The organism is Geobacillus zalihae (genome assembly GCF_030414215.1).
GTDB lineage: Bacteria > Bacillota > Bacilli > Bacillales > Anoxybacillaceae > Geobacillus > Geobacillus zalihae.
In genome coordinates this window covers 1,595,409-1,608,462 of sequence record NZ_CP129217.1, presented here as the reverse complement: position 1 = coordinate 1,608,462, position 13,054 = coordinate 1,595,409, and the positions used below count along the sequence as shown (strand labels likewise).

13 protein-coding genes and 1 tRNA gene are annotated in these 13,054 nt (G+C 54.4%); 3 read left to right on the top strand and 11 right to left on the bottom strand.

The window, feature by feature from the left end:
- Nucleotides 1-3: 3 nt before the first annotated feature.
- Together QWV57_RS08205 and QWV57_RS08200 are read right to left on the bottom strand one after the other, a co-directional pair.
- A tRNA-Pro gene (locus QWV57_RS08205) sits at nt 4-77 on the bottom strand.
- Between the two features lie 330 nt (nt 78-407).
- Nucleotides 408-1,463 carry an RNA-guided endonuclease TnpB family protein gene (locus QWV57_RS08200; RefSeq protein ID WP_011231141.1) on the bottom strand — a complete coding sequence of 352 codons (1,056 nt, stop codon included), beginning with the start codon at nt 1,461-1,463 and terminating at the stop codon, nt 408-410.
- Nucleotides 1,464-1,589: 126 nt separating this feature from the next.
- Here QWV57_RS08200 and QWV57_RS08195 point away from each other — a divergent pair, with 126 nt between their 5' ends.
- The gene (locus QWV57_RS08195; protein WP_240673904.1) at nt 1,590-2,138 is read left to right on the top strand and encodes a hypothetical protein; all 549 of its coding nucleotides are present in this window, start codon (nt 1,590-1,592) and stop codon (nt 2,136-2,138) included.
- Nucleotides 2,139-2,408: 270 nt separating this feature from the next.
- Here the strand turns inward: QWV57_RS08195 and QWV57_RS08190 are convergent, their stop codons facing one another.
- The 9 genes from QWV57_RS08190 to QWV57_RS08150 form a co-directional block, all read right to left on the bottom strand.
- Nucleotides 2,409-3,389 carry an ABC transporter permease gene (locus tag QWV57_RS08190; RefSeq protein WP_011231139.1) on the bottom strand — a complete coding sequence of 327 codons (981 nt, stop codon included), beginning with the start codon at nt 3,387-3,389 and terminating at the stop codon, nt 2,409-2,411.
- Nucleotides 3,382-4,296, bottom strand: a complete 915-nt coding sequence (locus QWV57_RS08185; RefSeq protein WP_011231138.1) for an ABC transporter ATP-binding protein — start codon at nt 4,294-4,296, stop codon at nt 3,382-3,384. The genes QWV57_RS08190 and QWV57_RS08185 overlap by 8 nt, the downstream gene beginning before the upstream one ends.
- Nucleotides 4,293-5,090: an SGNH/GDSL hydrolase family protein gene (locus QWV57_RS08180; protein WP_060787776.1), complete on the bottom strand. Its 798-nt coding sequence runs from the start codon at nt 5,088-5,090 to the stop codon at nt 4,293-4,295. Before QWV57_RS08180 ends, QWV57_RS08185 begins: the two co-directional genes overlap by 4 nt.
- A 17-nt stretch (nt 5,091-5,107) precedes the next feature.
- Nucleotides 5,108-5,416: a transporter suffix domain-containing protein gene (locus QWV57_RS08175; protein WP_060787777.1), complete on the bottom strand. Its 309-nt coding sequence runs from the start codon at nt 5,414-5,416 to the stop codon at nt 5,108-5,110.
- A 203-nt stretch (nt 5,417-5,619) separates the two neighbouring features.
- Nucleotides 5,620-6,576 (bottom strand): MBL fold metallo-hydrolase, encoded by a 957-nt coding sequence (locus tag QWV57_RS08170; protein ID WP_301101796.1) that lies wholly within the window; start codon nt 6,574-6,576, stop codon nt 5,620-5,622.
- A gap of 287 nt (nt 6,577-6,863) precedes the next feature.
- On the bottom strand, nt 6,864-7,751 hold the full coding sequence (locus tag QWV57_RS08165; RefSeq protein ID WP_060787779.1) for a sulfite exporter TauE/SafE family protein: 888 nt from the start codon (nt 7,749-7,751) through the stop codon (nt 6,864-6,866).
- 266 nt (nt 7,752-8,017) lie between these two features.
- Complete coding sequence (glnA, locus tag QWV57_RS08160) at nt 8,018-9,376, bottom strand: type I glutamate--ammonia ligase (RefSeq protein ID WP_015374771.1); 1,359 nt, start codon at nt 9,374-9,376, stop codon at nt 8,018-8,020.
- Between the two features lie 191 nt (nt 9,377-9,567).
- The gene (locus QWV57_RS08155; RefSeq protein WP_015374770.1) at nt 9,568-9,957 is read right to left on the bottom strand and encodes a gamma-glutamylcyclotransferase family protein; all 390 of its coding nucleotides are present in this window, start codon (nt 9,955-9,957) and stop codon (nt 9,568-9,570) included.
- A 259-nt stretch (nt 9,958-10,216) separates the two neighbouring features.
- Nucleotides 10,217-10,780, bottom strand: coding sequence for a thioredoxin family protein (locus QWV57_RS08150; RefSeq protein WP_033004757.1), 564 nt, complete (start codon nt 10,778-10,780; stop codon nt 10,217-10,219).
- A 136-nt stretch (nt 10,781-10,916) separates the two neighbouring features.
- Between QWV57_RS08150 and QWV57_RS08145 the strand changes: the two genes are divergently transcribed.
- Both QWV57_RS08145 and QWV57_RS08140 read left to right on the top strand, forming a co-directional pair.
- Nucleotides 10,917-11,891 carry a coiled-coil domain-containing protein gene (locus QWV57_RS08145; protein ID WP_356948121.1) on the top strand — a complete coding sequence of 325 codons (975 nt, stop codon included), beginning with the start codon at nt 10,917-10,919 and terminating at the stop codon, nt 11,889-11,891.
- Between the two features lie 156 nt (nt 11,892-12,047).
- Complete coding sequence (locus tag QWV57_RS08140; RefSeq protein WP_301101791.1) at nt 12,048-13,052, top strand: LLM class flavin-dependent oxidoreductase; 1,005 nt, start codon at nt 12,048-12,050, stop codon at nt 13,050-13,052.
- Nucleotides 13,053-13,054: the final 2 nt, after the last annotated feature.

Sequence of the window (13,054 nt, the reverse complement as noted above, 5' to 3'; positions counted from 1 at the left end):
TGATCGGGAAGACAGGATTTGAACCTGCGACCTCACGGACCCGAACCGTGTGCTCTACCAAGCTGAGCTACTTCCCGACATAAGCTGGTTTACCTTGCGACAATTTATATTCTATATGAACCTCAAAGGAAAGTCAATAGTTTTTTTATCTTTTTTCGCCATAACGGATGAAAATTTATCTTTTTTCTGAAACGACCTGCGTAGCTGCCGCTCCTTTTTTCCTATACTAAAAACACAGCAACCGTTTGACACTCCACACGCCTAAAGGGCGTGGGATTCTTGGGTCGTTTGCGTCCTCATCCATTTCTGGTTCAGACAACGCCCAAGTTCAGGGGTGTGTCATCACCCCGTCCCATCGGGTTAGGATGTACCCCCATGGGCGGCGCACCTGTGACCAGTGCGCTAGGTTAGGCGACAAAGCCCGAAATCGCTTTGGCGATGTTGATGGCGCCATTCAAGTCGGCGTGGAGGGTGTATCCACACCTTTGGCATCGGAAGTGGATGCCGTTTCGGTTCGCTTTCTCTCGATAACCACATTTACACGTTTGGCTCGTGTAGGTTGGATCCACCCACTCCACCCGAATGCCCGCCATTTCCGCTTTATAGGCGATCATCGTTTGCAGTTGATGAAACGCCCATGAATGAAGGCTTCGCCCCGCTTCTTTGGCCAATTTGGCCCGTTTCCGAATCCCCGTCAACGCTTCCATCCGAATCACGCCAACACCGTTGGCGAGCGCAACATTCACGATTTGACGGCTGATTTTGTGATTTTGGTCCTTCATCCAGCGGGATTCTTTACGGCCGATTTTGCGAATCATATGAAGCTTCTTCTCTTTGCCCAACGTTCGCCGCAAAGCCGCATAGCGTCGGCGCACAAAAGCGCATTGGTTCCCTTTGAAAAACAACGATTTCGTTCCCACGCTGGCCACGGCGAGATAGCGAAGCCCAAGGTCAACCCCCATCACCTTTGTTTCGTGCCGCGGCTTGACTTCAAAGGTGATCGCGATCGCCAAATACCATTTCGTTCGCTTTTTGTAGAGTTTGGCGGCCCCTTGTTTGACGGTTCCATCGAGCAGCCGCTTCAGCCACGCTTCTTGGTAGGGGCGCGCAACCACTGGCACGCCAATTCGCTTCTCCAGTGTGGGGAAGGAAACCGTGTAGAACGCTCCTTTCTTTTCCACCTTCACGTTTTGATTGTTAAAGCAGCACCAGAATGTTCGAAACTTCTTTGCCTTTTGGCTTTTCTTTTGAGACTTCACTTCTCGAATCGTCTGATTCACGACGGCGGAAGGAAACCGCTGCGACGAAAACTCTTTAAATAATTTGCTCGTCGCTTGATTCAGCTTGGGATGATTCAACAGCCAATTGGCAAACGAGGTATTCACTTCTGTCATCCGTTCGTACATGTCCTGTTTGACTTTCGTTGGGTTGTGCAGCTCCAGCTTTAGTGTGATGGTCGGCATGGATTCACCTCCTTGCAACAATGACAGGATGCCATTTCCATATGAAGAAAACGACTCACTTTCATCCCACGCCTAAAGAGCGTGGGCTTTCTCGTTCGCGAATCTGTAAAGGAAAGGGGGCGCTTTGTGAAACTCATTCCGCCGGCGCGGCGCAAACGGGCGCATTTGTCGCAATTGACAACCACCCATTTCCATTTGCGTCATCCGCTTGTCGTCGCCTTTTTTTCCTTTTCGTTTCCGGGTTTCGGCAATTTGATGCAGCAACGCTACGCCACGGCCTTTATGTTAATCCTCTGGGAGCTGTTTATCAACACAAAAGCCCATATCAATACAGGTATATTATACTCGCTGCTTGGCGATTTTGAAAAGGCAAAAGCCGTTCTTGACGAACGATGGCTCATGTTTTATGTGGCCATCTACATGTACAGCATTTGGGACAGCTACCTCGGCTCAGTCGACATGAACAAGCTGTATTTGCTCGCCGACCGCGAAGATGCGCCGATCTCTTCCATACCGAATGGGATCGTGCTTCTCATCCGTTGCGATGAACAGCAATGGCCGGCCGTGGAGCATATAGATGCAACAAAGAAGTTTAACATATCCTTGACAGAAAAGTGGTTTGCCCATTTTCGACTGTCGAAGGCAAGCGTGTGGCTTGCCTCCGTCACGCCTTAGCGTGACGGAAGACCGAACAACGACTCGCTTCACAGACCCATTCATGGGTCTGGAAGCGGCGTTGTTCGGTCACTCGACAGTCGGATGCAATGACCGGCAAAGACGAAAAATGTTAAAGCTTTAAATTGCATCTATACAGTTGCTGCGGGGCCATCACGCGCTTGGACTCGCCGGCGTTCACGACAAGCAGCCGAATAGATAGGCATTTCATCCCCTTTCACTGAAAAACCCGAGGGAACACCCCCTCGGGTTTTCGCCGCTCTGCCGTTTTCAATAGACATCTCGCCGCATAAAGACAAAAAAAGCGACAAGAAGCCCTGCAAGCCCCCAGACAGCCAGCACGGCCATTGAAAAGCCAAGCGTCATCCCCTCAATCGGCGGAGCCGCTCCTTTGATGTAATCCGTCAGCCGCAAATTGACCATAAACAAATATTTTGCCGAATGCCACGACGACACCATGTTCGACAAAATCGCGCCAGAAATCAATGCTGCCAGCATGATGCCCATCACCGCCGCCGTGCTCCTAAGCAGCACGGAAAACATAAACGTCAGTGTACCGACGACAACGCTCACAAACGCTGCCAGCCCGAGCTCGATCAAAATGTATTTCCATTGCGGAATCATGTGGACATTCGCTGTATTGAGATCCTCTCCTTGCTGGACAAATCCGGTCAACAGCGGCAGACGGAAGCCGCCATATCCAAACACGAGTCCGGAGATGGCATACGACAGCACCGCCGCCATCAGCATAATGAGCGACACCGACAGGAGCAACGCGATATATTTGCTCAACAAAATTTTCCACCGCTTCACCGGCCGAACGAGAAGCAGCTTGATCGTTCCAGCGCTTGCCTCGGACGACACTAAATCGGCCGCCACCACCATCACTAAAAGCGGCAAAAACAAGTCGATGGCGTTTTCGATAAACGTCCGCATAAACGTCGGCGCTCCAGGGGCGGACGGATTAATGTTGTGCTCTAAGTAGTACTGCTGCTGCTTGAGGCGGATTTGCAAGTATTTCCGCCATTCCTCCGACATGCTCGGCGACTGCAAGCGGTTTTGCAAATCGACGATTTGCTGCTGCAGCTGCGTCCGCCAGTCGGTCGTGCCAAGCCGTTTTCTCAGCTCTTCCGTCTCGCGGTATTGGGCGTATGTAAACAAGGCGACGAGCACCGCAATGATGGCGGCGATCACCCATAGCCGCTTTTTGCGGACGATTTTCAACATTTCATTATACACGAGCTTACTCAATCGTTTCGCCCCCTGTCAGCTCGATAAACAAGTCCTCGAGCGTCGGCAGCCGCGGTTCAATTTCCGAAACCGAGACGCCGGCTTGGACAAGCTTGGCGTTCCAAGCGGCTAGTCTCGACGGCTCATATGGCGTGACGATCGTCTCTTCATCGGCGCGCAACACCTCGGTTTCCGCCGCTAACAGCGCCCGCGCCCGATCCGTTGGAGCGGCTTTCCAGACGACGCGCGCCTGTTGGTTTAACAGCCGCTCAACCGTGTCCACGGCCAAGAGCCGTCCTTTCGCCATAATGGCGACGCGGTCGCACATTAATTGAATTTCACTTAACAAATGCGATGAAACAAGGACGCTCAACCCTTCCGTTTCCGCCAAAAAGCGGATGAAGGCGCGCATTTCGCGAATGCCGGCCGGGTCAAGGCCGTTGGTCGGCTCGTCCAAAATGAGCACCTTCGGCTTTCCAAGCAGCGCCTGAGCGATGCCGAGCCGCTGCCGCATGCCGAGCGAATACGTGCCCACTCGGTCATGGATGCGCTGTTCAAGGCCGACGAGCTTCGCCACTTCCATGATCCGATCTGCACCAATTCCCGGCATCATGCGGGCGAAATGTTCAAGGTTTTCCCAGCCTGTTAAATACGGATACATTTCTGGGTTTTCGACGATGCAACCGATCTGGCGGATCGCGTCGGTAAACTGGCGGTGAAGATCATACCCGCAAATCGCCACCGTCCCCGACGTCGGCCGAATGAGCCCGACGAGCATGCGGATCGTCGTCGTTTTTCCCGCGCCGTTCGGCCCTAAAAAACCGAATACTTCCCCCTCATGCAACTCAAACGAAATGCCTTTAATAATTTCCTTGCCGCGAATCGTTTTCCGCAGCTCTTTGACCGCTAACGTCACCTGTTTGGTCATTGCTCACCCTCCTCCGTCAACGTGATGAGCGAGGCGACGCGCTCTCCAATCCGCTTGTAGCCTGCCGCGTTTGGATGAAAATGGTCGCTGTACAAATAGTCGTTGACATGGAGGGCAAACAAATCAAACGTCGGCACCGCGACGATGTTCGGATAGCGGGCCGCCACTTCCGCTGATGCAAAATTCCAATCGCGCACAACCGCCGACGTCCATTTAGCATCGTCTAAATCGCCAAACGGGTTGTACAAACCGATCGCAAAAATGACCGCTTCGCTGTTGAAGCGGCGCAGCGCGGCGAAAATGCGGTCTAGGTTGGCTACATATCGCCGTTTCGCCTCATTCAGCTGCTTTCGATCCAGTTTCAACGCTTCCCCGCCTTGAAACAAGTCGTTGCCGCCGATGGTCATCACAATAAGATCCGCCATGGCGACTTGCCGCTGAATCTCAGGCTGGCCAAGCTGGCGAAGCAGTCCGTCAGAGCGAAGGCCGCGGATGGCCAAGTTCGTCACACGGATCGGTTTGTCCGTTTGCCGGCGAAGCTCATCGACCATATAGCCGACATACCCTTTTCCGCTTTCATCGCCCGTTCCTCTCGTCAACGAGTCGCCAAGAGCAACAATATCCATTTTCTCATCATGTTGCCTTGTTTCAGCCGTTGACGGCCGTTGTTCTTTCGTCGGCGGCTTGGCGGTTGCAAAAAACTGATCTTGCACCGCCAATGCCAGGCCGCCAAGCCAAAGCGCTCCGGACAGAGCGGCAACAACGATGAGAAACGAAACAGCTCTCCGTCTCATGCCACCACCTCATCTCTTTATTGGCTTTCTTCCAACCGTTCCTCTTTTTGCTTAACATCATTGGTTTGATCCAACCGTTGCCGATTTATGCGCCAATGCTTCGGATTCCAATACGCTTTCAGCTTCCTCGCTGCTTCTTTTCCAGCCAGCAGCACCCCAAGCCAAAACATGACTTCCGCCGCCGCAATGACCGTGGCGACAATCGTTGCCTTGACAGCGGCTGAAAACGGCAGAAACGGCGCGATCGGCACCGCCACCCAAACGACGAACGATGCGATGATGAGCCCGACGCCGATGTGATGCGTGACGGACCGCCTCTGTTTCACTCTTCCGTTCCCCCTTGCTCATTGACGCTCTTTCCAACAGGAATCATGATCGCTTATTTCCACTCTAACATATACACCGCGATTTCACGAAATGATCCGCCTAAAAACCGAACACACACAAAAACAGTTTTTCCCGTTTTTCCAATTTTCGCTTTCCCGTCAAAAAAAGAAACCCAGCCGAATCGGCCAGGCCAATCGAATGATCACCGTTGTTTCTGCCAATAATCGATCAACCCCATCGCGCACACTTGCAAATCAAGCTCGATCGCCGCATGCGCCGACGATGAAGATGGAGCGCCATGATCATCAAGAAACGCCATCACTTCGCCGCGCAACCGATGCGCTGCCATTTTCGCCTGCTCGGCAGCCGGCGCTTCCGGATGACGGTCGACCGCTTCTTTTCCCGCCGCCACGAACTTCGGCAGCCAAACGCGAAGCTGGCGGAACGCCTCCTGCGGGTCATCCAGCATGCCAAAATGGCCAAAATAAATGCGTTCCGGTCTCAGCTCCTCAAGTCTTGCCGCCGACTGCTCCATTGCCTCGGGATCAAATTGGTTCGGAGATGTTGAAGGCAGGCAAAACGTAAGCCCCGCTTCTTGCAGCTGCGGATAAAAAACGCCGATCGTATCGCCGGTGAACACGCCGCGGCTGTACGAATCATAAATCGAAACGTGATGGTTCGCATGCCCCGGCGTATCATAAAACACAAGCGTCCGCTCCGCACTCAACTTCAACGTTTCCCCGTCCTCTTTCACGATCAATCGCTCTTCTGGCACCGGAAGAATCGGATCAAAGAGCGACTCAAACTGCGCGCCGTACACCGCCTTCGCTCCAGCGATGAGGCGCGATGGATCAGCCAAATGCCGCTTCCCTTTCGGATGGACGACAACCATCGCATTCGGGCAATGCTGAAGAAGCAACCCCACGCCGCCCGCATGATCCAAATGAATATGGGTGACGATGATATAGCGAATATCAGACGGATCAATATGAAGCGCTTTCAACCCAGCAAGCAAATGCGGCACCGACGGGCTTGGCCCTGTTTCCACGATCGCCAAGTTCTCTTCGTGAAGCACGTATGTACCGGTGCGCTGCGGCATGCGCAAATCATACAAATCGATGAGTGAAATGCGGCGGCCGAGATCAAGCGGCTGTGCCATGTTCCCTCTCCCCCTTTGGTTGATGATGCAGAATATTTTAACATAGAAACCGGCTTCCCGCTACAGGGGTTGATAAAAAATCAGCCCCTGCCCAGAGGGCAAGAGCCGCCTTCTCGTTTCAACTGTCGTCAAACGGGGCAACAACTGCTCCGCGCGCTATTTTTGAGGGCAGGCGCTGTCGACCGTTGCCCTCCGCAGCACGAACAAGCTCCCTGATGCTCAACCCGACCGCATCCAACGCTGCCGCCAACAGAAAGACACTGTCGTTTGCCAAGCGCGCCCAATGCTTACGACGCCAACTCCCTGCTAGTCGCCTTTCCTTTCCGTCCGTTTCTGATCGCCAGCCATACCGCCGCCGCCCAGCCGATGACGATGAGGCCATAAACGGTCGGATACACCGGCGCAGGCGCCTCCCAAGCGTGCAGGAGCGTGCGGACGTTCGTCAAAATAATCAACCCGCCGACCAACACTCCAAGCAAATGGGACGGCAGTTTGCGCACAAGCCAAGCGGCGATCGGCGCAGCAACGACCCCGCCCGCCATGAGCGTCAGCACCCAGTACCAGTTCACTTGCTCCCAACCAAGCGAAATGACGAATCCGAGCGTTGCCGACAGCGCGACGGCAAATTCGGACGTATCGACCGTGCCAACCACCTTGCGCGCCTCCATGTTTTTATTGGCCAACAACACCGGCGTCGCAATCGGCCCCCATCCTCCACCGCCGGTCGCATCAAGGAAGCCAGCCACCAATCCGAGAGGGACGAGCTGCTTATTGGACCACTGTTTTCCGGGCGTCGACGGCGCGCGGCCGTTCAACACTAAAAATCGATAAATAATGTAAAAGCCAAGCGCCAACAAAAACAAGGATACATATGGTTTAATCAAATCTCCCGGCAAGTTGCTTAAAAAGCATGCTCCGACAAACGCGCCGACCGACCCGGGAATGATGAGCCTAAAGGCCATGCGGCGGTCGACGTTGCCGAACTTCCAATGGGAAGCGCCAGATGCCGCCGTCGTCACCACTTCCGCCAAATGAACGGACGCCGAGGCGACGGCCGGAGCGATGCCGAACGTCAACAGCAGCGTCGACGACGTGACGCCATACGCCATCCCAAGCGAGCCGTCAATCAGCTGGGCGATAAATCCTACAAACACAAAAACGATCAGTTTTTTCATTGGTTTCCCTCCGTTTGCAATGGTTGAGCGCGTTACTTATAATTTAAATCTCATTATTCATAGATGTCAACTATGAATTTTAAAAAAATAAAAAATGCGATCATTTATTTTAGTCCCCGCTCGCAAGATGACGTTGCGAACACCGACGGCTTGGCGGCCGACGGACGGAAGGCGCCGCGCGGCCGTCCATAAAGACAAACAGCCGCCTGCAGAAAAAAGGCGCCCCGAATATGGCGACGGGACACCTTTTGGATGCTGGCTTTCGATCAGAACTTCCCTTGATACCGCTCGACTTCCCAAGCGTGGACCGCCGTGCGGTAGCTGTTCCATTCGTCTTTTTTCATCGCGACGTATTCGTTGAATACGTGCTCGCCAAGCGTCGCGCGGCCGATTTCTCCGCTTTCGAACGCAGCGATGGCCTCGCCCAAGTTTTCCGGCAAGTTGTCAATGCCAAGCTCCGCACGTCGTTCTTCCGACATATGGAAGATGTCTTCATCAATCGGCGCCGGAGCGGTTAAACCTTTTTCGACACCGTCAAGGCCAGCGGCAGCGATGATGGCATACGCCAAATACGGATTGGCCGACGGATCCGGGCAACGGAGCTCAACGCGCGTCGCGACGCCGCGTTTGGCCGGAATGCGGATGAGCGCCGAACGGTTGGAAGCGGACCAAGCGATGTAGCAAGGCGCTTCATACCCTGGCACAAGCCGTTTGTACGAGTTGACAAGCGGGTTCGTAACCGCCGCGAAGTGTTTTACGTTTTTCAGCAAGCCCGCGATGAATTGGTACGCTGTTTCTGACAACTGGTTCGCATCGTTCGGATCAAAGAACGCATTTTCCCCATCTTTGAAGAGGGAAATGTTGACATGCATGCCTGAACCGTTGATGCCAAACACCGGTTTTGGCATAAACGTCGCATGGAGGCCGAACTTGCTGGCAATCGTTTTGACAACCCATTTGTACGTCGTCGCATTGTCAGCCGCACCGAGCGCATCGGCATATTTGAAGTTGATCTCATGCTGGCCTTCCGCCACTTCATGGTGCGACGCTTCAATCGTAAAGCCCATCGCTTTTAAGGCGCGGTAAATTTCAAGGCGAACGCGTTCGCCCAAGTCTTTCGGAGACGGTTCGAAATAACCGCCGCCATCATGGAGCTCGAGCGTCGGATTGCCGTTTTCATCGGCTTTGAACAGGAAAAACTCCAGCTCCGGACCGACCGAGATCGTATATCCTTTTTCCGCCGCCCGCTCGATCGTTTTTTTCAGCACGTTGCGCGGGTCGCCTTCAAACAGCGTGCCGTCCGGATTGGTCACCGAGCAGAGAAAGCGCGCTTCCGCATAGCCTTCCTCGACCGTCCACGGCAAAACAGCAAACGTATTCAAATCCGGCAGAAGATACAAGTCGGAACGGTTGATCGGCGAGAAGCCTTTGATCGACGAACCATCAAACATGATTTTCCCTTCGACGACATCATCAAGCTGTTCAGCCGTCACGGTCACGTGCTTTAAGATCCCTTCAATGTCGACAAACTGCAAATGAAGAAGTTCAACGTTCTTTTGTTGGATCGTTTCTTTAATTTGTTCAAGCAATCCCGTTTGGGTGGAGGAAACGAACGTTTTTGACATGTCACATTACCTCACATTCTTACGTTTATTTTTCTAACATGCTTTTATTATAGAAAAAGAGTGGCCGTTTGGCAACACTTTTTTAGCAATTTTTCTGTATTTTTATAACGATTTTTTGCAATCGTTTTCATATTCATGTAAAAAATAAACAGCCCAGAGGATGACCGTTCCTCATAGGCTGTTTCTAGATGTTACATTTTCTCCTCACGCCGCCGCCATGATCCGGACGGAATAAGCGGCAAGCCGGCCGCTTTTTCCGGCGGATAGACGTACACATATCCTTCGATCGGTTTACGCGCGTCGCGAACCCACACCCGTTCGTATTCGTTATCGCGCCGCCCTTCAACGTAATCCTCGAGCTCATCCATTGCCTTGAGCCCTTCTTCCGTCACCGTCAGCCACTCCCCTTCCACTTCCCCCTCTTCTCCAAGCACAAGCGCAGGGTATGGGCCAACGTTGTATAAGCGGCCGTTTACTTTCCCTGAGCATACAGCGCGAACGTACGGAGCGACCACTTCATGGTTTTCTTCGCCAGTCAGCAGCGTGCCATACACAAACACCCGATATCGCCCTTCCGCCATCTCCTCGTTCTCCTTTTGTTTACATAACATAGATTATGAAAACTCAAGGAAAGGAAACAAAAACAATGGAAGCCCTTCCTCTCATCCATCCTTGCCGCTCCGAGGCGGCGCCAGTGTGAATTTGTTCAGTAGATCGCGGCCACAAAAACGCCGTGCCGGCTGCACTCGCAAGCCGACGGCACGGCGATGGCGATTCCGCAACGAACGAATGATGCTTTCTCCATCATACCCGCTTCACAATGAAAAGTCAAGCAAATTGTTACAGTGCTTGTTTCCATTTAATGCTGCAGCCGATGCTCGGCTTTTGCTTTTCTGGGACCGGCCGGCCCTCGAGCAAAGCGTCAAGCGCGGCGCGGATCGACTCCCCAGTGACCGGGATGCCGTTATTCGGGCGCGAGTCGTCCAACTGGCCGCGGTAGACGCATTTCAGATCCCGGTCGAAAATGTAAAAGTCCGGGGTGCAAGCGGCGTCGTACGCTTTCGCCACCTCTTGCGTCTCATCGTACAAATACGGAAACGGATAGCCGAGCTCTTCCGCCACCTTTTTCATGTTTTCCGGCGAATCGTCCGGATATTGTTCAACGTCGTTCGAATTGATGGCGACAAACGACACCCCTTTGGGCATGTAATCGTTCGCCAAGCGGACGAGCTCGTGCTGGACATGTTTCACAAACGGACAATGGTTGCAAATAAACATCACGACCGTCGCGACGTCCGATTTTACATCGTCAAGGCGAACGAGCCGGCCATCGACGGCGTTCGGGAGAGCAAACGGCGGCGCCTGTTTGCCAAGCGGAAACATGTTCGATTCAACAGCTGGCATCAACAACACCCTTTCTCCGCTATTTTCTTTCATTATAGCAAAAGACAGCCAGATGCCACAAATGCGGCGCCCAAACCGAACCGCACAGCTCGGCATATGATGCCACATAGACGAACGGAAAGGAGGCTTTTGCGCGTTGATTTATATGAATAAACACATGACCCCGCGCGTGTACGGGCCGGCTGCCGCGCCGCCCGCATCCCACCCGGTGTTTTATTACCGCCGCACGGACGCTCAACAAATGCTCGAACAGCAAAAACAACAGTTCGATCAGCTGGCGGAACGGCTCGCCCAGCTTGAGGCCGCCATCGAAGAAGGGCAAAAGAAACAGGAGGAACAGCGCGAACAAATGGCCGACGTGTTCGCCCGCCTCGAACAGTCGCTTGCTGCCGGCTGGGCGCGGCAAAGCAGGCAGCTTGCCGAGGCGCTGGCTGAGCTCGAACAAACAGTGACCGCTGGTCAAGCAGCACAAACCAACTATTACGAAGAAATGGCCGCCATGGTTGCCTCGCTTCAGCAAGCGGCCGAAACCGGGCAAAAGCAACAGGAAGCGCAAAGCGGGCAGTGGGCGGAAGCGCTCGCCCGCATCGAGCGGCTGCTTATGGAAGCACAGGCGGGGCAAGCCGCCTTGGCCGGAACGCTCGAACGCCTCGAGCAGTCAGTCATCGCCCAGCAGGAGCGGGAGGAAAGGCGGCAATCGCGGTGGGAAGAGCAGCTGGCCAAAGAAGAAGCGGCGCAGCAGGCCGTCATCGAAGCGCTCACCGTGCAAAGCGACACGATGCGCCGGCTCGAACAGCGGACGGCCGAACGCGAGCAGCTCGCCGAAGGAATGGCCGCCCGCCTCGAAGGGCAAGAAAAACTGTACCAAAAGTTGATCGAACAGCTCGAGCTGCAGCACGTGTTCCACGAGACGGTCATCGAACGGCTTGAAGCGCAAGAGGCAGCGCAATACAAAGTCACCCGCCAGCTTGACAGTTTAAAAGAAGCGCTGTATGAGCGATGTTCATTTATCATTGACAGCATGAAACAGCTGTTTCATTCCTTCTTCCCTAAGCGCGGCCCCAAACCCGACCGCCAGGCGGCCGAACAAAAGCAGTCCGTCAGCTTGTGAACTGCCGTGCATCTTGACGGGATTGACCGATCCGCCGGCGGCGGATCGGTTTTTGCCGGACGGGCGGGCAAATGAATGGACAAATCGAAACAAAACAGCGCATAATAGAAACTAATCATTTTTCCCGCCGCTGCGGCGGAAGAAGGAGGAATCGCAATGGCGCTGCAACTGAGCGTCCTCGATCAGTCGCCGATCGCGGAAGGCATGACAGCGGAAGAAGCGCTCGAGAACACCGTCAAGCTCGCCCGGCATGTTGAGCAGCTCGGCTATAAGCGGTTTTGGGTGTCAGAACACCACGATACGAACAGCCTTGCCGGTTCGTCGCCGGAAGTGCTGCTCGGACACATCGGAGCGAAAACGTCGCGCATCCGCATCGGCTCGGGCGGCGTGATGCTGCCGCATTACAGCCCGTACAAGGTAGCGGAAAATTTCCACGTACTTGCCGGACTCCACCCCGGCCGCGTCGACCTCGGCGTCGGGCGGGCGCCCGGGGGGATGCCGCGAGCGACGATCGCGCTGCAAGGCGACAGACGACGGTCCGTCGACCGCTACCCGGAGCAAATTGACGACTTGCTCGGCTATTTGTATGACGCCTTGCCGCCGGTTCACCCGCTGTATGGCGTCAAGGCGACGCCGATCGTGCAGTCCCCGCCGGAACTATGGCTGCTCGGCTCCAGTTCGGAAACGGCGAAGCTGGCAGCCGATAAAGGGCTGCCGTACGTGTTCGCCCAGTTTATCAACGGGGAAGGCGGCGAACATTATATGCGGCTGTACCGCGACCGGTTTGTTCCATCGCCGTATTTGGCCGAGCCGCGCGGAATGGTCGCGGTGTTTGCAATTTGCGCCGAAACGGATGAAAAAGCGGAATGGATCGCGGGAAGCCTTGACTTGACGCTGCTCATGATCGAGCAAGGGATGGCGCTGAACGGCACGCCAAGCCCGGAAAAAGCGGCTGCGTATCCGTACAGCCCGTATGAGCGCAAACGGGTGGAAGACAACCGGCGGCGGATGATCGTCGGCAGTCCGGCGCGCGTCAAAGACGAGCTGTATCGGCTGAGCGAAAAGTATGAAACAGAGGAAATCATGCTCGTGACGATTACATACGACTTCGAGGATAAACTCGCGAGTTTCCGGCTCATCGCCGAGGCGGTATGGGGGTGAAC

Coding starts and splice junctions, on each gene's coding strand:
- QWV57_RS08165 (WP_060787779.1), bottom strand. CDS start 7,751: ATGAAAAAACTGATCGTTTTTGTGTTTGTAGGATTTATCGCCCAGCTG.
- QWV57_RS08150 (WP_033004757.1), bottom strand. CDS start 10,780: ATGCCAGCTGTTGAATCGAACATGTTTCCGCTTGGCAAACAGGCGCCG.
- QWV57_RS08155 (WP_015374770.1), bottom strand. CDS start 9,957: ATGGCGGAAGGGCGATATCGGGTGTTTGTGTATGGCACGCTGCTGACT.
- QWV57_RS08170 (WP_301101796.1), bottom strand. CDS start 6,576: ATGGCACAGCCGCTTGATCTCGGCCGCCGCATTTCACTCATCGATTTG.
- QWV57_RS08185 (WP_011231138.1), bottom strand. CDS start 4,296: ATGACCAAACAGGTGACGTTAGCGGTCAAAGAGCTGCGGAAAACGATT.
- QWV57_RS08200 (WP_011231141.1), bottom strand. CDS start 1,463: ATGCCGACCATCACACTAAAGCTGGAGCTGCACAACCCAACGAAAGTC.
- glnA (WP_015374771.1), bottom strand. CDS start 9,376: ATGTCAAAAACGTTCGTTTCCTCCACCCAAACGGGATTGCTTGAACAA.
- QWV57_RS08180 (WP_060787776.1), bottom strand. CDS start 5,090: ATGAGACGGAGAGCTGTTTCGTTTCTCATCGTTGTTGCCGCTCTGTCC.
- QWV57_RS08140 (WP_301101791.1), top strand. CDS start 12,048: ATGGCGCTGCAACTGAGCGTCCTCGATCAGTCGCCGATCGCGGAAGGC.